This is a genomic window from Streptomyces sp. NPDC093149, assembly GCF_044754145.1.
In the GTDB taxonomy this organism is placed as follows: domain Bacteria; phylum Actinomycetota; class Actinomycetes; order Streptomycetales; family Streptomycetaceae; genus Streptomyces.
This window is the reverse complement of the sequence record NZ_JBIVON010000002.1, coordinates 468,233-488,732: the sequence shown is the minus strand read 5'-3', so window position 1 is coordinate 488,732 and position 20,500 is coordinate 468,233. Positions and strand designations below refer to the sequence as shown.

Below are 20,500 nucleotides of genomic sequence, written 5' to 3'. Positions count from 1 at the left end.
CTCGCCCCCTACAACTCTCCACAAACCCCTGTCATTTACGAAAGGGTGAGCGGTCATCCGGTACCGAATTCCGGACTCTCTCTTTCACTTCAGGGATGCTGATGACCACCGAGTCCCCCAGTTCCATACCCGGGGCGAGACGCGCGGCCCGAGTCGCGGCTGCCGCCGGCCTGGTGGCCGCGCTGGCCGCCACCGGCGCCGCCCCGGTCTTCGCCGCCGACGACCCCGCCCCCGCGCCCGTCAAGTCCGCCGCCAAGGACACCACGGCCGACAAGCTCGGCACGGCCGACGCCGATCTCCTGGCCAAGGCGAAGGCCAAGGGCGAGAAGAACATCACCATGATGGTCGCCACCACTCCCGGTGCGACCGCGCAGGTCACCAAGCAACTGGACGCCGTCGAGGGGTCCGTGCTGGGACGCACGTACGACAAGCTCGGCTATGTACGGGCCACCGTGCCCACCGCGTCCGCCGAGGCGACCATCAAGGCGGCCTCCAAGCTGTCGTCCGTCCACGGCATCGATCTCAAGCAGGAGATCAAGCTGGACGACCCGACGCCCGCGGCCGACCGCGCGGCCGGGACCGCGGCGAAGGCGAAGTCCACCGGCTCCTACCCGGCGCCGGGCAGGAAGACCCCGGCGAAGAACCCGTACAACCCGTCCTTCGAGACGGGTGCGGTCGACTTCGTCGAGCAGCACCCGAAGGCCGACGGGCGCGGGGTGACCATCGGCATCCTCGACTCGGGTGTCGACCTCGGCCACCCGGCGCTGCAGAAGACCACCACGGGCGAGCGCAAGATCGTCGACTGGGTGACCGCCACCGACCCGGTCAGCGACGGCGACGGCACCTGGCTGCGGATGACGGACGCCGTGTCCGGCCCGACGTTCACCTACCAGGGCCGCACCTACAAGGCGCCCGAGGGCTCGTACCGGATCAAGCTGTTCGCCGAGGCCGCCACCAAGGGCGGTGACATGGCGGGCGACCTGAACCGCGACGGTGACACCACCGACGTCTGGGCCGTGCTCTACGACCCGGTCACCGGCACCGTGCGCGTCGACCTGGACAACGACGGCGACTTCACCAACGAAACCGCCATGAAGCCGTACAAGGAGAAGCACCAGGTCTCCTACTTCGGCAAGGACGACCCGCGGACGGATGTCGTCGAGCGCATCCCGTTCACCGTGGAGACGCGCAAGAACGTCGTCTACAACGCGGCCGGCGACAAGTCCGACTACGTGAACATCGGCGTCATCGAGAGCGAGCACGGCACCCACGTCGCGGGCATCACCTCCGCGAACGGCCTGTTCGGCGGCAAGATGAACGGTGCCGCGCCGGGTGCGAAGATCGTCTCCTCGCGTGCCTGCACCTGGTCCGGCGGCTGCACCAACATCGCGCTCACCGAGGGCATGATCGACCTCGTCGTGAACCGCGGTGTCGATGTCGTCAACATGTCGATCGGTGGCCTGCCGCCGCTCAACGACGGCAACAACGCCCGCGCCGAGCTCTACAAGCGGCTCATCGACATCTACGGCGTCCAGCTGGTCATCTCGGCCGGCAACGACGGCCCGGGTGTCAACACGATCGGTGACCCCGGCCTCGCCGACCACGTCATCTCCGTCGGCGCGTCGATCTCCAAGGAGACGTGGGCCGCCAACTACGGCTCGAACGTCACCAAGAAGTACGACATGATGCCCTTCTCCTCGCGCGGTCCGCGTGAGGACGGCGGCTTCGCGCCGATCCTGACGGCCCCGGGCGCGGCCATCAACACCACCCAGACCTGGCTGCCCGGCGGCCCGGTCAAGGAGGCGGGCTACGACCTGCCGGCCGGCTACTCCATGCTGCAGGGCACCTCGATGGCCTCGCCGCAGGCCGCCGGTGCGACCGCGCTGCTGCTGTCCGCCGCGAAGCAGAAGCACATCGAGCTGCCCCCGGCCGATCTGCGCACCGCGCTGACCAGCACCGCCACCCACATCAAGGACGTGCCCGCGCACGCCCAGGGCTCCGGTCTGATCAACATCGTCGGCGCCTGGAAGCAGATCGAGAAGCAGGGCGCCCCGGCGCACGAGTACTCGGTGAAGGCCCCGGTCGACACCGCGATCGACTTCGCGCTCAAGACCCCCGGCTTCGGCACCGGTCTGTACGACCGCGAGGGCGGTCTGAAGGTCGGCCAGAAGAAGTCGTACGACGTCACGATCACCCGCACCACGGGACCGGACAAGGCCGTCAAGCACCAGCTGTCGTGGAAGAACAACGACGGCACCTTCAAGCTGGCCGGTCCGGGCACGGTCTCCCTGCCACTGGGCAAGCCGGTCACCGTCAAGGTCGAGGCGAAGCCGGGCAGCGCGGGCGTGCACAGCGCGATCCTGAAGGTGGACGACAGCAAGACCGTCGGCGTGGACCAGCAGATCCTGACCACGGTGATCGTCTCCAAGGAGCTCGTGAAGCCCGCCTACGCGTTCAAGGCGTCGGGCTCGGTGCAGCGCAACAGCAGCACGTCGTACTTCCTGACCGTTCCGGAGGGCGCCAAGACCCTTGAGGTCTCCCTCGGCGCACTGCGCTCGGGCAGCCAGACCCGCTTCATCTCGATCCACCCGTACGGGGTGCAGATGGAGAACAGCTCCACGATCTTCTGCTACCCGAACTACGAGAACCCGACCAACACCTGCCGCCCCGACGTGCGCTCCTACAAGGACCCGCAGCCGGGCGTCTGGGAGATCGAGGTCGAGGCACGGCGTACGTCGCCGCTGCTGGACAACCCGTACAAGCTGGACGTCTCGCTGCTCGGCGCGACCTTCGACCCGGCGGTGCAGACCATCGCCGAGGCGAAGATCGGCACGCCCGCCCCGGTGAGCTGGAAGGCCACCAACAACGCGGGCGACCTGGAGGGCACCCTCAAGGGCGGCTCGCTGGGCTCGGCCAAGGTCGCCAAGCCGTCGATCAAGACGGGCGACGAGCAGGAGTTCGAGGTCACCATCGGTGAGGGCGTCGAGAAGCTGGACGTCGCCATCGGCGGCACGTCGGACGCCAACGCGGACCTGGACCTGTACGTCTTCCGGGGCAACACCCAGGTCGGCAAGTCCACCACGGCCGGCTCCGAGGAGTCGGTCAGCCTGGTGAAGCCGGCCGCCGGTACGTACACCGTCGTGATCGACGGCTACGACGTCCCGGCCGGGACCACCACGTACGACTACCGCGACGTGTACTACGCACCGTCGCTCGGCACGATCAAGGTCGACGAGTCGAAGGCCGTGAACCTGGCCAACGGCGCCTCCGCCCAGATCGGTGCCGAGGTCTCGGTCGCCGGTGCGGCCCCCGAGGGCCGGCAGTTCTTCGGCGAGGTCCACCTGGTGAACAGCCACGGGACCGCGGCGGGCACCGGCAGCGTCGTGATCGAGAAGGTCACGCCGTAGCGGAACCCGTGATCGCCGCGGTGACCGCGGTCACCGTGTGATCCGTACGACAGTGGGGCGGGTGCTCAGCGGAGCGCCCGCCCCACTGCTCTGCCCGCCCGGCCGGGCGGGAGGTGTCCGCAGCGCGGACAATGGATTGGACAAGGAAGCCGTGGACATACGCATCATGGAGCGGCAACCGTGCCAGTTCGTACGTTCGAAGGAGTCCCTGTGAAGGTCGGAATCGTCGGCGCCACCGGTCAGGTCGGCACAGTCATGCGCAGGATCCTGGCCGAGCGGAAGTTCCCGGCCGACGAACTGCGGCTGTTCGCCTCCGCGCGCTCCGCGGGCTCCACGATCGAGTGGCAGGGCCGGGAGATCACCGTCGAGGACGCCTCGACGGCCGATTACACCGGGCTGGACATCGTGCTCTTCTCGGCCGGTGGCGCGACCTCGAAGGCGCTCGCCGAGAAGGTCGCCTCGCAGGGCGCCGTCGTGATCGACAACTCCTCCGCCTGGCGCAAGGACCCCGAGGTCCCGCTGGTCGTCTCCGAGGTCAACGCGCACGCCATCGCGAACCGGCCCAAGGGCATCATCGCCAACCCGAACTGCACCACGATGGCCGCCATGCCCGTGCTGCGCCCGCTGCACGACGAGGCCGGTCTCCAGGCCCTGACCGTCGCCACCTACCAGGCGGTGTCCGGCTCCGGTCTGGCCGGTGTCGCCGAGCTGCACGGCCAGGCGTCCAAGGTCGTCGCCGAAGCCGACAGGCTCACCCATGACGGCGAGGCCGTCGACTTCCCCGAGCCGGACGTCTACAAGCGTCCGATCGCCTTCAACGTGCTGCCGCTGGCCGGCTCGATCGTCGACGACGGCTCCTTCGAGACGGACGAGGAGCAGAAGCTCCGCAACGAGTCCCGCAAGATCCTGGAGATCCCGGAGCTCAAGGTGTCCGGCACCTGCGTCCGGGTGCCCGTCTTCTCCGGCCACTCGCTCCAGGTCAATGCCCGTTTCGCCCGTCCCGTCAGTGTCGAGCGCGCCTATGAGCTGCTGAAGGACGCCCCGGGCGTCGAGATCTCCGAGATCCCCACCCCGCTCCAGGCGGCCGGCAAGGACGCCTCGTTCGTCGGCCGGATCCGGGTCGACGAGACCGTGGAGAACGGCCTGGCGCTCTTCGTCTCCAACGACAACCTGCGCAAGGGCGCGGCGCTGAACGCGGTGCAGATCGCGGAGCTGGTGGCGGCCGAGCTGAACGGCTGACGCCCGAAGGACATACGAAAGGGCGGCCTCCGGTGTGCGGTGGCCGCCCTTTCGTATGCGCTCGGGCCCGTCGGGGTCAGAGTGCGAGATGCCGGCGCAGGGCGGCGTCGATCTCGGCCATGCGCCGACGGGGGACAGCGCCCAGGTATCGGAGGAACCGCTCCTGAGCCATCGCGCGCACCTGCTCGCACTGCGCCTTGGAGTCCTTCGGCAGGCCGCACTCCGCTGCGGGGAGCAGCACCTGGAAGGGGTAGACCCGAGAGGTGTTCGACGTCAGTGGCACCACGGTGACCACACCGCGCTCGGTCCGGGAGACGACAGCGTTGGCCCCGTCGTTCGAGACGATCACCGACGGACGGGCGTGGTCGGCCTCGTTGCGCCGCACCGGCTCGTACTCGACCAGATAGATGTCACCGCGCCGCATCGGTCAGCCCGTCACCCGAGAACCTGTCCCAGAACGCGGCGTCCTCGCTCGCGTCCCATTCCGCGAACGCCGCTTCGTAGTCGGCCTCCAGGTTCGAGGCACGCAGCAGCTCGATCGCGGCGTGTATCACCGCGGACCGGGAATCCGCTTCGGTCTTCGCGGCGTACTCATCGACGAAGGCGACATCCTCCTGCGGCAGGCTCACACTGATCTTCATACTGAAGATGCTACTGCGGTGGCACACTCGCGACCACTCCACCGAGGTGCCCGACGTGGAAGGATGACCGGAAACGTCACATACCAAGGAGATGACCGCGTGCCTGGCACCAATCTGACCCGCGAAGAGGCACAGGAGCGGGCGCGCCTGCTGACCGTGGACGCGTACGAGATCGATCTCGACCTCTCCGGAGCGCAGGAGGGCGGCACCTACCGGTCCGTCACCACCGTGCGCTTCGCATCCGCCGAAGCCGGTGCGGAGACCTTCATCGACCTGGTCGCCCCTGCCGTGCACGAGGTCGAGCTGAACGGCAGGGCGCTGGATGTCGCGGCCGTCTTCCGCGATTCGCGCATCACCCTCCCGCACCTGGCCGCGGGCTCCAACGAGCTGAAGGTCGTCGCCGACTGCTCGTACACCAACACGGGTGAGGGCCTGCACCGCTTCGTCGATCCGGTCGACCAGCAGGCGTACCTCTACACCCAGTTCGAGGTGCCGGACGCGCGCCGCGTGTTCGCGAGCTTCGAGCAGCCCGACCTGAAGGCGACGTTCCAGTTCACGGTGAAGGCGCCGCGGGGCTGGACGGTCATCTCGAACTCCCCGACGCCCGAGCCGCAGGACGACGTCTGGACCTTCGAGCCGACGCCGCGCATCTCGACGTACATCACGGCGCTGATCGTCGGCCCGTACCACTCGGTGCACAGCAGCTACGAGAAGGACGGCCAGTCCGTTCCGCTCGGCATCTACTGCCGCCCGTCGCTGGCCGAGTACCTCGACGCGGACGAGATCTTCGACGTCACGCGGCAGGGCTTCGACTGGTTCCAGGAGAAGTTCGACTACGACTACCCGTTCGCCAAGTACGACCAGCTGTTCGTCCCGGAGTTCAACGCCGGCGCGATGGAGAACGCGGGCGCGGTCACCATCCGCGACCAGTACGTGTTCCGTTCGAAGGTGACGGACGCGGCGTACGAGCGGCGTGCGGAGACCATCCTGCACGAGCTGGCGCACATGTGGTTCGGCGACCTCGTCACCATGGAGTGGTGGAACGACCTGTGGCTGAACGAGTCGTTCGCCACGTACACCTCGGTCGCCTGCCAGGCGTACGCGCAGGGCTCGAAGTGGCCGAACGCGTGGACGACGTTCGCCAACACCGAGAAGACCTGGGCCTACCGCCAGGACCAGCTGCCCTCCACGCACCCGATCATGGCCGACATCCGTGACCTGGACGACGTGCTGGTCAACTTCGACGGGATCACCTACGCCAAGGGCGCCTCGGTCCTGAAGCAGCTGGTGGCGTATGTCGGCATGGACGAGTTCTTCAAGGGCGTCCAGGCGTACTTCAAGGCGCACGCGTTCGGCAACACCCGGCTGTCCGATCTGCTGGGCGCGCTGGAGGAGACCTCCGGCCGCGACCTGAAGACCTGGTCGAAGGCGTGGCTGGAGACGGCGGGCATCAACATCCTGCGCCCGGAGGTCGAGACGGACGAGAACGGCCACGTCACGTCCTTCACCGTCCTCCAGGAGGCACCGGCCCTCCCCGCCGGCGCGAAGGGCGAGCCGACGCTGCGGCCCCACCGCATCGCGATCGGCTGCTACGACCTCGACGCGAACGGCAAGCTGGTCCGTACGAACCGCATCGAGCTGGACGTCGACGGCGCGCGCACGACCGTGCCGTTCCCGGCCGGCACCGCCCGCCCCGCCGTGATCCTGCTCAACGACGACGACCTCTCGTACGCGAAGGTCCGCCTCGACGAGGAGTCGCTGCGTGTCGTCACCGAGCACCTCGGCGACTTCACCGAGTCCCTGCCGCGCGCCCTGTGCTGGGCCTCCGCCTGGGACATGACCCGCGACGGCGAACTGGCGACCCGCGAGTACCTCGCCCTGGTGCTCTCCGGCATCGGCAAGGAGTCGGACATCGGCGTCGTCCAGTCGCTGCATCGCCAGGTGAAGCTGGCGCTGGACCTGTACGCGGCGCCGGAGTGGCGGGAGGCCGGGCTGACGCAGTGGACCGAGGCCACGCTCGCGCACCTGCGCGCGGCGGAGCCGGGCAGCGACCACCAGCTGGCCTGGGCCCGCGCCTTCGCGGCGACGGCCCGCACCCCGCAGCAGACGGACCTGCTGCAGTCGTTGCTCGACGGCAAGGAGACGGTCGAGGGCCTGGCCGTCGACACGGAGCTGCGCTGGGCGTTCGTGGAGCGGCTCGCCGCGGCCGGTCTGCTCGAAGAGGACGAGATCGCCGCCGAGTACGAGCGCGACAGGACGGCGGCGGGCGAGCGCCACGCGGCGACCGCGCGAGCGGCACGTCCCACGGAGGAGGCGAAGGCGGAGGCGTGGGCCTCGGTCGTCGAGTCCGACAAGCTGCCGAACTCCCTCCAGGAGGCGGTCATCGCCGGCTTCGTCCAGACCGACCAGCGCGAGCTGCTGGCCCCGTACACGGAGAAGTTCTTCGCGGCGGTCAAGGGCGTCTGGGAGTCGCGCAGCCACGAGATGGCGCAGCAGATCGCCGTGGGCCTGTACCCGGCCCTCCAGGTCTCGCAGGCCACCCTGGACGCCACGGACGCCTGGCTGTCCTCGGCTGAACCGACCGCGGCCCTGCGCCGCCTGATGTCCGAGTCGCGCGCGGGCGTGGAGCGCGCCCTGAAGGCCCAGGCGGCGGACGCGGCGGCGGCCTCGTAGGCCGGGGCCCCGGACTGCGGGGGCGGGTACGGTGCGCGGCCTGCGGGGCCGGGCACCGTACCCGCCCCTTTTCCGTCCCTTCTTCGTCCGTCGCCGCGTGGGCACGTATGGAAACCGCCCGTCGGGCGGGCGCCGATGCGCAACCGTCCGACGGGCGGGGGCAGAAGGGGATGCGGGGAGGAGACGGGCGCCGGGGCGGGGAGGTCCCGGAGGAACGGGTGGGGGCCTGTCCGGCCCCGATCCGCCGCAGGGGCCCTACGGCCTGGTGCAGGCCTTACGCACCCGACTCCTCGTAGCGCCGGGTCAGCTCGGCGGCGCCGGTCTCCGTCAGGCTTCCGTGCAGGCGCATCCGGGCGACTCCGCCGTCCGGGAAGGCGTCGAGACGGACGTGGGTGACGATCGCCTGGGCGCGCAGGGGGAAGCGGTGGAGGGTGTCGGGCTGGAGCCTGGTGCGGGGGATGATCTCGAACCACTCGCCGGTCTCGCCGTTGCGGCCCTGGAGGGCGATCCAGCCGGCCGCGTTGCCCTTGAGGTAGGCCGTGTCGATCTCGACCGCGCGGACCGCGCCCTGGGCGGGGAGGCGGAATCGGACCCAGTCGTTCGTGTCGCGGACCCGGCGGCGGCGGTTCTCCCAGCCGTCGTCCATCTTGCGGGAGGTGCCGGGCAGGATGATCTGGGTCGGCGAGGAGTAGAAGCGGTCGGAGGCGTCCTCGTAACTGCCGCCGTTCAGGACCGAGATCAGGTCGAACGTGCCGAGGGTGGCGAGCCAGGACGGGTCGGGGAGGACCTCGCCGTGGACGCGGAGGCGGGCGATGCCGCCGTCGGGGTGCTGGCAGAGGCGGACGTGGGTGAAGCGGCGCCCGCCGGTGATCTCGAAGCCGTTGGCGGCGTGGCCGCGTACCGGGGTCGGCGGGACGATCTCCTCCCACTTCACGTCGTCCGCGAGGAGTTCGGCGGGGCTCGGCGAACCTTCGACGGCCGTGGCCTGGATCGAGACGCGCTGCGGGTAGTTGCCGCGGAAGTGGGCGGTGTCGACGACGATGCCGCGGATGATGCCGGGGGCGCCTAGGCGGATCAGGGCCCAGTCGTGCTCCTCGGGGGCCGGGAACGGGTGGGCCGCGTCCGCCCCGCGTCGGCGGCGGGTCTCCCAGCCGTCCATGATCTTGCCCTTGTGACCGAAGTGCTCGGGGTCGAAGACCGCGCGCTCCCGGACGAGGAGGTTCTCGCGCTCGGCGAAGAACTCGTCGTTGGCGGCGATCACGCCCGCGCCGAGCCGACGGTCGGCGAGGTCGACGAGTTCGGTGAAGGGGAGGTCGGTGGCGCGGTAGTCGGCGTACGGGTCACCACCGCCGTACGGGGCCGCGTCGTTGGCGTGGGGGTTCTCCTGCTGGTTCTCGTTCTCGTCGAAGGTCATGGGTCCACTGTCGCGACGAACGACCCATTAGGTCCATCGAAAGTTTTTGCATTATTTATTCAGCCGAGCTTAACGATTTGGCCGTTCCGGTGAGCGCCGCCAGAACTCGAGCCACCGCCGGCCCCTGCTCGGCCCCCTGTCGTACGGCCGCCACCACATGGCGTCGCGGCTGATCGGCTTCGAGGGCGCGCATCACCACACCACCCCGGCTGTGCCGTTCCGCCGACGCCATGCGCGGGATCAGGGCGACCCCCATGCCCGCCTCGACCATGGCCAGGATCGCCGTCCAGCCGGAGGCGCTGTGCGCCTGCTCGGGCACGAATCCGGCGGCCTCGCAGGCGGCCGTCGTGATCTGCGACCAGGGTCCGGAGCCGCCGTAGATCCAGGGGTCGCCGGACAGGTCCGCCAGTCTGAGGGCGGGGGCCGCGGCAAGGTGGTGATCCGCGGGCAGCGCCACGTCCAGCGGATCCGCCAGCAGGGGCAGCACGGCGAACCGGGGATCGCGGGCCGTCGGGGCGTGCGCGGCCAGGGACAGCGCGAGATCCACCTCACCGGCGACCAGGAGTTCGTACGCCTGCGCGGCCTCCGCCTCCCGCACCCGTACGTCCGGTCCCGGGCGTTCCTCGGCGCGCAGCCGCTGGATCGCGGGCACGACGAGGGCGGGCACCGCCGTGGAGAACGCCCCGATCCGCACCTCTCCGGCCTCGCCGCGCAGATAACCGGTCAGTTCGGCGTCGGCGCGCTCCAGCTGGGCGAAGACGGCTTCGGCGTGGCGCAGCACGAGATGCGCGGCGTCGGTGAGACGGACCCGCCGGCCCTGCGCCTCCAGCAGCGGTACGCCGAGCTGTCCCGACAGGTTGGACAGCTGCTGCGAGACCGCGGACGGGGTCATCAGCAGGGCCTCGGCGGTCGCGGTGACCGTGCCCCGGTCACGCAGGGTGCGGAGGATACGGAGCTTCTTGACGTCCCACTCGATCATGGCCGCAACCTACCCGGGCCCCGGGACGGGGCATCCGGGCCCGGACACGCCTGTGCGCCGCACGGTACGGGGTACCTGCGGCGCACACGGGACGGGCCCCGGTGCCGGGGGCGTGCCGCAGAGTGTGGCGCGCGCCCGGCCGGGATCTCCGGCTTCTCCCTGAGGGACTGCCCTCAGGCCTGCTTCTTGGACTTGTCGAAGATCATGACCAGGCCCGCGATGACCACGAACAGGGCGATCGGGGCCACGACGTACAGACCGATGGTCTCCATCGCGCTCAGGCCCGGACCGGGGTCGTCACCGGCGTCGCGGGTGAGCGCGAGCGCGGGGGACGACATGAGCAGCATCATCAGCGTCGTTCCGGCCGCGACGGCGCCGGCGCGCATAGCGTTCTTCTTGTCCACAGTCCAAACGTAGCGAACGCCGGGAACGGGCGCGCGCCCGGGGTGCTGTACGAGGTCATGGGCGGGGTTCCGGCCGGGACTCCGGGGGTGCTGTACGAGGTCACGGGCGGGGTTCCGGCCGGGACTCCGGGGGTGCTGTACGAGGTCACGGGCGGGGTTCCGGCCGGGACTCCGGGGGTGCCACGCGGGGCGCGAGGGCCTCCATGAGCCGGTGGAGACGGGGTGCGACGGCCAGCTCCTCCAGGGCGACGGGGTGGCCTTCCGCGTCGGCCACGGGCAGACGCCAGTTGGGGTACTGGTCCCAGGTTCCGGGGAGATTCTGCGGGCGGCGGTCGCCGAGCGCGTCGGGCAGCCAGACTCCCACCATGCGGGCGGGGGTGCGCAGCAGGAAGCGGTGCACGGCGCGGACGGCCCCCTCCTCGTCGCCCTCCCCCTCCGGAAGCAGACCGAGCCGGGCGAGATACCCCAGCCACTCTGCGGTGTCGGTCGCGTCGGCCGTCACTTCCTCCGCGAGGCCGCCGGCGAGCAGGCCGAGGCGGTGGCGCAGTCGCACGTGGTCGCCGGTCAGCCGGGCGGCGGTGGACGGCAGATCGTGCGTGGTGACGGTGGCCAGGCAGCCCTCGCGCCACTCCTCGGGAGGCAGGGGGCGCCCGGAGCCCGCCCAGTCGCGTTCGAACCAGAGCACGGAGGTGCCGAGCACGCCGCGCCGCGCCAGCGCCTCGCGCACCCCCGGTTCGACGGTGCCGAGGTCCTCCCCCATGACGACCGCGCCGGCCCGGTGCGCCTCCAGGACGAGGACGGCGAGCATCGCCTCGGCGTCGTGACCGACGTAGGTTCCCTCGGTGGGCGGACGCCCCTCGGGCACCCACCAGAGCCGGAACAGGCCCATGACGTGGTCGATGCGCAGGGCTCCCGCGTGGGCGAGGAGTCCGCGCAGCAGCCCGCGGAACGGGGCGTAGCCGGACGCGGCGAGGGCGTCGGGGCGCCAGGGCGGCAGGCCCCAGTCCTGACCGTGGGCGTTGAAGGCGTCCGGGGGTGCGCCGACGGACATGCCGTGCGCGAGGGCGTCCTGCTGGGCCCAGGCGTCGGCGCCGCCGGGGTGCACTCCGACGGCGAGGTCGTGGACGATGCCGACGGCCATTCCGGCGTCCAGGGCGGCGCGCTGGGCGGCGGCCAGCTGACTGTCGGTCAGCCAGGCGAGCCGACAGTGGAAGTCGACCCGGTCCATCAGCTCGCGGCGGGCGCGGGCGGTCGCCCGGGAGCGGGGATCGCGGAGCGCGGCCGGCCAGCTGTGCCAGTCGGAGCCGTGCACCTCCGCGAGGGCGCACCACAGGGCGTGGTCCTCCAGGGCCTGTCCCTGCTCGGCCAGGAAGTCGCAGTACGCGGCACGGCGGCCCGGTGTGAGGGGCACGTCCACCACGCGTTCGAGGGCCTGGCGCTTGAGTTCCCAGACGGCGTCCCGGTCGATCAGGGCGCCCTTGTTCAGGACGGTGTCGCCGAGGGTCGCCGCGTCCTGCCGCAGATCGTCGAGCGCGCCCCGGTCCGGCACGTGCCCGTACTCGGGGACGGACTCGACGTGCAGATGGACGGGGTCGGGGAAGCGCCGCGACGACGGGCGGTACGGGGACGGGTCGGTGGGGTCGCCGAGCACGGCGGCGTGGAGCGGGTTGACCTGGACGAATCCGGTACCGAGGGTCCGCCCGGACCAGGCGGCGAGATCCGCGAGGTCCCCGAGGTCTCCCATGCCCCAGGAGCGTGCGGAGAGCAGGGAGTAGAGCTGGACGAGGAAGCCGTGGGTGCGGGCGGGCGGCTGCGGCACCCGGGCCGGGGCGACGACGAGCGTGCAGCTCGCCTCCCGGCCGTCCGGTACGCATACGCTCAACCGGTGCACCCCGAGCGGTGGTTCGGCCCACCAGGCGGGGGTCGGGGACACACCCGCACCCGACCCGGCACCCGCGCCGGTGCCGGAATCCGCGCCCGGCCCGGCGCCCGCGTCCGCGGCCGTGTTCCCGTCCGTGCCCGCGCCCGCGTCGACGGCGGCCCGTCCCGAAACGGCCGGTTCCGGCCGGCCGGACCGGACACTCATCCGCGGCGGCGGGGGCGATCCGGCGTCCTCCGGTCCGATGTCCAGCACGGTGCCGGGCGGCAGGGCGGTCAGGGCCCGGGGCAGCGGCTCCCCGGCCCACACCACCAGCGTCGGCGGGAGCAGCCGGGCCGCGGCCGAGGACTCGGCGGCGGCGAGTGATTCCCGTACGGCTTCGGGCGTGGCGGCGTCCACCCCGAGCGCGGCGAGCACGGCGACGACCGTGTCGTCGGCAACGGCCACCGTGACATCGGCGGACGGGGAGTAGGAAGTGGCGACGCCGTGCAGCGCGGCGAGCCGGGACAGGCCCATTCAGACTCCTGGGGACTCCATGCCCCACGCGTTGCCGGACGAGGCCGGTTCGCTGGTCAGCGGGGCGTTGACGGCGAGAGGAGGTTCGCTGGTCAGCGGCGTGGCTTCGGCGAGCGGCGGCTCGCTGGTGAGGGGTATCGCGTCGGCGAGCGGCGGCTCGCTCGTCAGCGGGCCGGGGCCGGTCGCGGGGCCCGGGAAGGCGGCGGGCAGCGGGGCGGGACCGGACGCCTGTTTGGAGAGGGCGGAGAGCAGGAGCTGCGCGGCAGCGGGCATGGCGGCCTCCTGGCCGTGGCGGAACAGGACACAGCGCGCCTACCCAGCGGGTTCGACCGCAGACGTAGGCGTTACCACAACGAGTTCAACGTGCCCTGGGTCACATTCCGTTCCCCGGCGGCCGGTTCTCCGTAAGTTGTCCGCTCTTTTCGGCCATTCGGCGTCATCCTTGGCGTCACCGCCGGCTCCCGGCCATCCCTCACCCCACCTGCCGCATCGGGCATTTGCGGCACAACAACCCCCTGCATTGACACCCTCGCGCGCGGGTGGTGGGCTCGGAGCCCGTGCGAGGGAAGCGAGGGAGAAGAGCTATGCGGCTCAGGCGCGGAAAGCAGGCAACGGCCGTCGCGGTCGCCGTACTCGGCGGTCTGCTCTCCACGGGCACTCCGGCCGCCGTCGCGGCCCCGTCGGCGCCCGGCTCCCCCACCGTCACCACGCCCGACCGTGCCGACGACGGCGCCGTGCCCCCGGTGTGGCCCCGCCCCCGGTCCGTCAAGGCGTCCGGGCCGTCCGTGCCGCTCGCCGGCGAGGTCACGCTCGTGGCCGACGCGCACGCCGATCCGTTCGCCGTGGACGCGTTGCGGCAGGTCCTGCGGGACGCGGGCGTACGGACCGTCCACGAGGCGTTGCCGGGCCGCGGCCCCGTCATCCGGCTCGACGGCGACGGCGCCCGGGACGCCCTGCGCACGCTGCGCGCTCCCGAGCGCGCGGATCTGCCCTCCGGCGGCTACCGCCTCGCGGTCGGCCGGTTCGCGGGCCGGGACACCGTCGCCGTGGAGGGCGTCGGCGAGGACGGCCTCTTCCACGGTGTGCAGACGCTGCGTCAGCTGATCCGGGACGGAGGCGTCGCCGGGGTCACCGTCAAGGACTGGCCCGGCACCGCCGTCCGCGGGATGACCGAGGGCTTCTACGGGCAGCCGTGGACCCGGGCGCAGCGGCTGGCGCAGATCGGCTTCATGGGGCGTACGAAGCAGAACAGGTATCTGTACGCGGCGGGCGACGACCCGTACCGGCAGGCCCGCTGGCGCGACCCGTACCCCGCCGACCGGCGCGCCGACTTCCGGGCGCTGGCCGAGCGGGCCCGCGCCGAACATGTGACGCTCGGCTGGGCCGTCGCCCCCGGACAGGCCATGTGCATGTCGTCCGACGCCGACGTGAAGGCGCTGACGCGAAAGCTCGACGCGATGTGGGCACTGGGGGTGCGCGCCTTCCAGCTGCAGTTCCAGGACGTCAGCTACAGCGAGTGGCACTGCGACGGCGACGCCGACGCCTTCGGCAGCGGCCCCGAGGCGGCGGCCCGCGCGCAGGCACGGGTGGCGAGCGAGGTGGCGCGGCATCTCGCGGACCGTCATCCGGGGGCGGAGCCGCTGTCGGTGATGCCGACGGAGTTCTACCAGGACGGCGCGACCGACTACCGCACGGCGCTGGCCGAGGAACTGGACGACCGGGTCCAGATCGCCTGGACCGGTGTCGGGGTCGTGCCGCGGACCATCACCGGCGAGGAACTGGCCGGTGCCCGTGCCGCGTTCCGGCATCCGCTGGTCACGATGGACAACTACCCGGTCAACGACTACGCGCAGGACCGCATCTTCCTCGGCCCGTACACCGGCCGCGACCCGGCGGTGGCGGCGGGCTCCGCGGCGCTGCTCGCCAATGCGATGGAGCAGTCGTCCGCATCCCGCATTCCGCTGTTCACCGCCGCCGACTTCGCCTGGAACCCTCAGGGCTACCGGCCGCGGGAATCCTGGCAGGCGGCGATCGACGATCTGGCGGGCGGCGACGCCCGCACCGGGGACGCGCTGCGCGCGCTGGCCGGGAACAGCGCGGCGTCCGTCCTGGGCGGCGACGAGTCGGCGTATCTGCGGCCGCTGCTGGCCGCGTTCTGGAAGTCCCGTGCGACGACCGACGCCACGGCGCGGGCCGCTGCGGCGCGCGCGCTGCGCGAGGCCTTCACCGTGATGCGGGAGACCCCGCAGCGGCTGAAGGCGGTGGGCGACGGCCGCCTCGACGACGAGGTGCGGCCGTGGACGGAGCAGTTGTCCCGGTACGGTCGGGCGGGCGAACTGGCCGTCGATCTGCTGGAGGCCCAGTCGCGCGGTGACGGTGCCGCGGCCTGGCGGGCTTCGCTGGCGCTGGAGCCGGTGCGCGGGGCCACGAAGGCGAGCGGTGCGACAGTCGGCGCGGGCGTGCTGGGCCCGTTCCTGGACCGGGTGCGCAAGGAGGCGGACGCCTGGACGGGCGCGGACCGCGGCGTCGGTACGGTGACCGAGGCCCCGGGCAGCCATACGGTCCGGCTGAACCGCTCGCGCCCGGTGGAGACCGTGACGGCGATGACCGTGCCCGGCGGCTCGGTGGCCGGTGCGACGCTGGAGGCCCATGTGCCCGGCGAGGGCTGGCGCCGCCTCGGCGACCTGTCGGCGACCGGCTGGACCCAGACGCCGGCCAGGGGGCTGCGGGCCGACGCGATCCGGATCAGCTGGCCCGTGGGCGGCCCGTCCGTGCCGTCGGTGGTCACGGGCCCGAGGTCGCCGTTCGTCCCGGGCGGCCGGACGGGAACCGGCACTCCCGGGAACGCCTCGCCCCGGACCCCGCAGGTGCGCGCGCTCGTGCCCTGGTTCGGCGACGAGCCCGCCGCCCGGCTCGACCTGGCGCGCAACGAGACGGACGCCGAGATCGGTGGCGCACCGCAGCGGGTCGAGGCGCGGCTGGCCGCCCGGCGCCCCGCCGAGGTGCGCGGCGCGCTCACCGCGCGGGCGCCCGAGGGCATCGAGGTGAGCATGCCGAAGCAGACGAGGGTGCCGCGCGGCTCCCGCACCGACGTTCCCGTCGAGATCACGGTCCCCGCGGACACCCCGGCCGGTGAGTACGAGGTGCCGTTCAGCTTCGGTGAAGAGCGCAGCACGCTCACCGTCCGGGCGTACCCGCGCACGGCGGGCCCCGACCTGGTGCGCACCGCCACCGCGTCCTCGTCCGGCGACGAGACCCCGGACTTCCCGGCGTCGGCCGCCTCCGACGGTGATCCGGCGACCCGCTGGTCCTCACCGGCCGAGGACGGCGCCTGGTGGCAGGCGGAACTGCCGCGGCCGGCCCGGCTCGGCCGGGTGGTGCTGCACTGGCAGGACGCGTACGCCTCCCGCTACCGCGTCCAGGTCTCCGCGGACGGCCGCCACTGGCGCACGGCGGCGACCGTGCGGGACGGACGGGGCGGGCGCGAGTCGGTCCGGATGGACGCGAAGGACACCCGCTACCTCAGGATCCAGGGCGACGGCAGGGCCACCGAGTTCGGCTACTCCCTCTGGTCGGTCCAGGCGTACGCCGTCGCCCCGACGGAGTAACGCCCCGGCGCACGACGCAGCGCGGACCGGCACACGACGCAGCGCGGACCGGCGAGCGGCCTCACGCGGCGTCCGGGACGGGGCCGCAGGGCGTGGAAGGCCTGCTCGCTGTCGCGCACCGGGACGGACCGCCGCGGCGGCGCGCCTCCGTCGTCCCCGAAGGCTTCGGTACGGCCCCGGGGACGACAGAGGCCCGGATCCCTCAGGCTGATATGCCGTCGATCCGGGCCATGGCGTCGTCCGCGCCGAAGGGTTGCAAGTACGGCAACCAGCGCGGGTCGCGATGTCCCGTCCCGATGATGCGCCAGGCGAGGCCCGTCGGCGGGGCGGGCTGCTGGTGCAGCCGCCAGCCGAGCTCCGGCAGGTGCCGGTCCGCCTTGACGTGATTGCAGCGGCGGCAGGCCGCCACCACGTTGTCCCAGGCGTGCTGTCCGCCGCGACTGCGCGGAATGACGTGGTCGACACTGGTCGCGGTGGCGCCGCAGTACATGCAGCGCCCCCCGTCCCGGGCGAACAGCGCCCTGCGGGTCAGTGGGACGGGCCCCCGGTAGGGGACCCGTACGAACCGCTTCAGGCGGACGACGCTGGGGGCCGGAACGACCCGGGTGGCACTGTGCATGAAGGCGCCCGACTCCTCAAGACAGATGGCCTTGTTTTCGAGCACGAGGACGAGCGCGCGGCGGAGCGGTACGACGCCGAGCGGCTCGTACGACGCGTTGAGAACCAGGACATGCGGCACGATGGATGCCTCCTTGTACGCCGGCGGCGCGTGGCTCGCGCCGGGACGATCCGATCTCAGTTTCTCCTCACGCCTGGTCGAAGCGCCACCACGTGCGGGTAACGGGCCGGGAGGATTTTTCCGCGCCCGCCGGGGCGAACACCGTCCCTGCCCGGCGGAGCAGGCGCTTCGGGGCCCCGGCCGGGACGGCCCCGCCCGGTGTGCGATCGGCCACACGCCACCCGTACGGGCCCCGCCCCCATACCTCTTCCCCGCTCCCGTTTCACCCTTCCTGGACGTGTGTGCCCCCTGCTCACGGCAATGGAGCACTCCCGATGCCCCGTTAGTGTGGTTGGTCCGCCGTCGCCCACCTGGAGGTTCCACCGTGTCCCTGTCCGCCCTGTTGGCCGCAACTCCGTCACCCGGGGCCGGGACCTCGTTGGACGAGGCCGCCGAGCAGGCCGGCAACGCCGCGGGCTGGGTGGAGGAGAACTGGTCCACCTGGCTGAGCACCGGTCTGCGCATCGTGCTCATCGCCGCGGTCGCGGTCGTGTTGCGCATCGCGATCCGCCGTGCTCTCACCAAGCTCATCGACCGGATGAACCGCAGCGCCCAGGCGGTGGAGGGCACCGCGCTGGGCGGGTTGCTGGTCAATGCGGAACGTCGTCGTCAGCGCTCCGAGGCGATCGGTTCGGTACTCCGCTCCGTCGCGTCGTTCCTGATCCTCGGCACGGCCGCCCTGATGATCCTCGGCGCTTTCCAGATCAATCTGGCCCCGCTGCTCGCCTCCGCCGGTGTGGCCGGTGTGGCGCTCGGTTTCGGTGCCCGCAATCTGGTCACCGACTTCCTCTCCGGTGTCTTCATGATCCTGGAGGACCAGTACGGCGTCGGCGACACGGTCGACGCGGGCGTCGCCGCCGGCGAGGTCATCGAGGTGGGTCTGCGGGTCACCAAGCTGCGCGGCGACAACGGCGAGATCTGGTACGTCCGCAACGGCGAGGTGAAGCGGATCGGCAACCTCAGCCAGGGCTGGTCGACGGCGGGCGTCGATGTGACGGTGCGCCCCACGGAGGACCTCGACAAGGTCCGTACGGTCATCGACGAGGCCGCCGCGGCGATGGCCAAGGAGGACCCGTGGAACGAGCGGCTGTGGGGCCCGGTGGAGATCCTGGGCCTGGACTCCGTGCTCCTGGACTCGATGACGGTCCGGCTGACCGCGAAGACGATGCCGGGCAAGGCGCTGAGCGTGGAGCGCGAGTTGCGCTGGCGGATCAAGCGTGCCTTCGACGAGGCGGGCATCCGGATGGTCGGCGGCGTCCCGGCCCCGGCGGACGAGCCTTCGGCGGCCGATCCGACGGCCGCGATGGCGGCCCCGTCCGCGTACGCCTCGGCGACCTCCCCGCAGTCCCTGGCCACGACTCCGATCCCCCCGGCGAACCTCTCGAAGTAGGACCGGCCGGGCCGTGCGCGTTCGGCCGGACGAGTGAGGGGCGCCCCGCGCCGTCTGCGGGGCGCCCCTCACCCATATGTCCGTGAGCGAGGCGGCGTGACCGCAACTCGGTTCCTCCTTAACCTGGTTGGTAAGGCACCGGCAAGAACCCCCGCATTCGGCACGCACCCCAGGTAACGCTTTGGTAGCCACCGGAGCGCTGCCCATTGACGGCCCGGTGACGTGCGCATACCGTCCTCTCACCGAATAGGAAACTTTCCTAACAGAGGGCAGGTGCAGTGCTCATGGCCGGAACCACACCGGGTACCCCTCGCGTTCTGCGAGCCATGAACGACCGGGCCGCCCTCGATCTGCTGCTGGAGCACGGACCCCTGTCCCGGACCAGGATCGGCAAGCTGACAGGGCTCTCCAAGCCCACCGCGTCGCAGCTGCTGGCGCGGCTGGAGGCGGCCGGCCTGGTCGTCGCGACCGGGACCGTGGCGGGGCGGCCGGGGCCCAATGCCCAGCTGTACGCGGTGAACGCGCGGGCCGCCCATGTCGCGGGGCTGGATGTCAGCGCCCACCGGATCCTGGCCGCCGTCGCCGATGTGACCGGAGAGACGGTCGGGGAGTTCGAGCTGCGCACCCCGGGGCGGCGCGCCGACTCCGTGGTGCGGCAGGTGGCGGACGCGCTGGACGGGGCGGTCAAGGACGCCGGGCTCACCCGCTCCGATGTGCACCGTGTCGTCATCGGCACTCCGGGTGCCTTCGACCCCGGTACCGGGCGGCTGCGCTACGCCTCGCACCTGCCCGGCTGGCACTCCCCCGCGCTGCTGGACGAACTGGCGGCCTTCCTGCCGATGCCGGTCGAGTACGAGAACGACGTGAACCTGGTCGCGGTGGCCGAACAACGGCGCGGCGCGGCGCGCGGGCACGACGACTTCGTCCTGCTGTGGAACGAGGAGGGGCTCGGTGCCGCCCTCGTCATCAACGGGCGGCTGCACCGCGGCTTCACCGGTGGCGCCGGCGAGGTCGGCTTCCTCCCGGTGCCGGGGGCCCCGCTGGTCCGCCAGGTCACCAAGGTGAACGCGGGCGGGTTCCAGGAGCTGGCGGGCGCCCAGGTGCTGTCCCGGCTGGCCAGGGAGCTCGGCATCGACGACGAGCTGAGCCGGGCCTCGGGCACGCATCACGAGGTCGCGGCCCGGCTCGTCACCCGGGCCGCCGAGGCCGCGGAATCGGGCGAGAACGGCCCGTACCCCCGGCTGCTGGATCAGTTCGCCACCGGACTCGCGACCGGCCTCGCCTCCATGATCGCCGTGCTGGACCCGGAACTCGTCGTGCTGTCCGGTGAGTTGCTCGCCGCCGGCGGGGAACAGCTGCGCGGGCGGGTCGAGTCGGAACTCGTCGAGCTGGCCGCCTCCCGGCCCCGGCTGATCACCGGTGAGGTGACGCACCGCCCCGTACTGCGCGGCGCGCTGGAGAGCGCGCTCGCCACCACCCGTGACGAAGTCTTCGACACGTCGCGCTGACCCCCGCTCCACCGCTTCCTTCCCCCTCGCCCTGCTCCTTCCCCACCTTCATCGGGAGACACTG

14 protein-coding genes are annotated in these 20,500 nt (G+C 71.9%); 6 read left to right on the top strand and 8 right to left on the bottom strand.

What is annotated here, in order from left to right; genetic code table 11:
- Nucleotides 1–95: 95 nt before the first annotated feature.
- Both ACIQCZ_RS08700 and ACIQCZ_RS08695 read left to right on the top strand, forming a co-directional pair.
- The gene (locus ACIQCZ_RS08700; protein WP_402280790.1) at nucleotides 96–3,407 is read left to right on the top strand and encodes a S8 family serine peptidase; all 3,312 of its coding nucleotides are present in this window, start codon (nucleotides 96–98) and stop codon (nucleotides 3,405–3,407) included.
- A gap of 210 nt (nucleotides 3,408–3,617) precedes the next feature.
- Complete coding sequence (locus tag ACIQCZ_RS08695; RefSeq protein ID WP_376290409.1) at nucleotides 3,618–4,646, top strand: aspartate-semialdehyde dehydrogenase; 1,029 nt, start codon at nucleotides 3,618–3,620, stop codon at nucleotides 4,644–4,646.
- 76 nt (nucleotides 4,647–4,722) lie between these two features.
- Here the strand turns inward: ACIQCZ_RS08695 and ACIQCZ_RS08690 are convergent, their stop codons facing one another.
- Together ACIQCZ_RS08690 and ACIQCZ_RS08685 are read right to left on the bottom strand one after the other, a co-directional pair.
- Nucleotides 4,723–5,070, bottom strand: a complete 348-nt coding sequence (locus tag ACIQCZ_RS08690) for a type II toxin-antitoxin system PemK/MazF family toxin (RefSeq protein WP_402280789.1) — start codon at nucleotides 5,068–5,070, stop codon at nucleotides 4,723–4,725.
- Nucleotides 5,057–5,287, bottom strand: a complete 231-nt coding sequence (locus ACIQCZ_RS08685; protein WP_402280788.1) for a type II toxin-antitoxin system ParD family antitoxin — start codon at nucleotides 5,285–5,287, stop codon at nucleotides 5,057–5,059. Before ACIQCZ_RS08685 ends, ACIQCZ_RS08690 begins: the two co-directional genes overlap by 14 nt.
- A 99-nt stretch (nucleotides 5,288–5,386) precedes the next feature.
- On the opposite strand from ACIQCZ_RS08685, the gene pepN reads away from it, so the two are divergent.
- The gene (gene pepN, locus ACIQCZ_RS08680) at nucleotides 5,387–7,960 is read left to right on the top strand and encodes an aminopeptidase N (RefSeq protein ID WP_402280786.1); all 2,574 of its coding nucleotides are present in this window, start codon (nucleotides 5,387–5,389) and stop codon (nucleotides 7,958–7,960) included.
- A gap of 274 nt (nucleotides 7,961–8,234) precedes the next feature.
- Here pepN and alc read toward each other — a convergent pair whose 3' ends face one another.
- The 5 genes from alc to ACIQCZ_RS08655 all read right to left on the bottom strand — a co-directional run bounded on the left by alc (nucleotide 8,235) and on the right by ACIQCZ_RS08655 (nucleotide 13,425).
- Entirely contained in the window at nucleotides 8,235–9,374 is a 1,140-nt protein-coding gene (gene alc, locus ACIQCZ_RS08675) for an allantoicase (RefSeq protein ID WP_402280784.1), read from the bottom strand.
- A 55-nt stretch (nucleotides 9,375–9,429) separates the two neighbouring features.
- The gene (locus ACIQCZ_RS08670; protein WP_402280783.1) at nucleotides 9,430–10,353 is read right to left on the bottom strand and encodes a LysR family transcriptional regulator; all 924 of its coding nucleotides are present in this window, start codon (nucleotides 10,351–10,353) and stop codon (nucleotides 9,430–9,432) included.
- A gap of 173 nt (nucleotides 10,354–10,526) precedes the next feature.
- A complete protein-coding gene (locus ACIQCZ_RS08665) occupies nucleotides 10,527–10,757 on the bottom strand; it encodes a hypothetical protein (RefSeq protein ID WP_351078307.1) in 231 nt (76 codons plus the stop codon).
- Nucleotides 10,758–10,902: 145 nt separating this feature from the next.
- Nucleotides 10,903–13,152 carry a 4-alpha-glucanotransferase gene (malQ, locus tag ACIQCZ_RS08660; RefSeq protein ID WP_402280782.1) on the bottom strand — a complete coding sequence of 750 codons (2,250 nt, stop codon included), beginning with the start codon at nucleotides 13,150–13,152 and terminating at the stop codon, nucleotides 10,903–10,905.
- Complete coding sequence (locus ACIQCZ_RS08655; protein ID WP_402280780.1) at nucleotides 13,153–13,425, bottom strand: hypothetical protein; 273 nt, start codon at nucleotides 13,423–13,425, stop codon at nucleotides 13,153–13,155.
- A gap of 311 nt (nucleotides 13,426–13,736) precedes the next feature.
- On the opposite strand from ACIQCZ_RS08655, the gene ACIQCZ_RS08650 reads away from it, so the two are divergent.
- Nucleotides 13,737–16,760, top strand: coding sequence for a beta-N-acetylglucosaminidase domain-containing protein (locus ACIQCZ_RS08650; protein ID WP_402280778.1), 3,024 nt, complete (start codon nucleotides 13,737–13,739; stop codon nucleotides 16,758–16,760).
- 202 nt (nucleotides 16,761–16,962) lie between these two features.
- On the opposite strand, the gene ACIQCZ_RS08645 is transcribed toward ACIQCZ_RS08650, so the two are convergent.
- A complete protein-coding gene (locus ACIQCZ_RS08645) occupies nucleotides 16,963–17,499 on the bottom strand; it encodes an HNH endonuclease (RefSeq protein ID WP_402280777.1) in 537 nt (178 codons plus the stop codon).
- Nucleotides 17,500–17,863: 364 nt separating this feature from the next.
- Here ACIQCZ_RS08645 and ACIQCZ_RS08640 point away from each other — a divergent pair, with 364 nt between their 5' ends.
- Complete coding sequence (locus ACIQCZ_RS08640; protein WP_402280776.1) at nucleotides 17,864–18,928, top strand: mechanosensitive ion channel family protein; 1,065 nt, start codon at nucleotides 17,864–17,866, stop codon at nucleotides 18,926–18,928.
- A 284-nt stretch (nucleotides 18,929–19,212) separates the two neighbouring features.
- On the top strand, nucleotides 19,213–20,436 hold the full coding sequence (locus ACIQCZ_RS08635) for an ROK family protein (RefSeq protein WP_402280774.1): 1,224 nt from the start codon (nucleotides 19,213–19,215) through the stop codon (nucleotides 20,434–20,436).
- Nucleotides 20,437–20,500 lie beyond the last annotated feature (64 nt).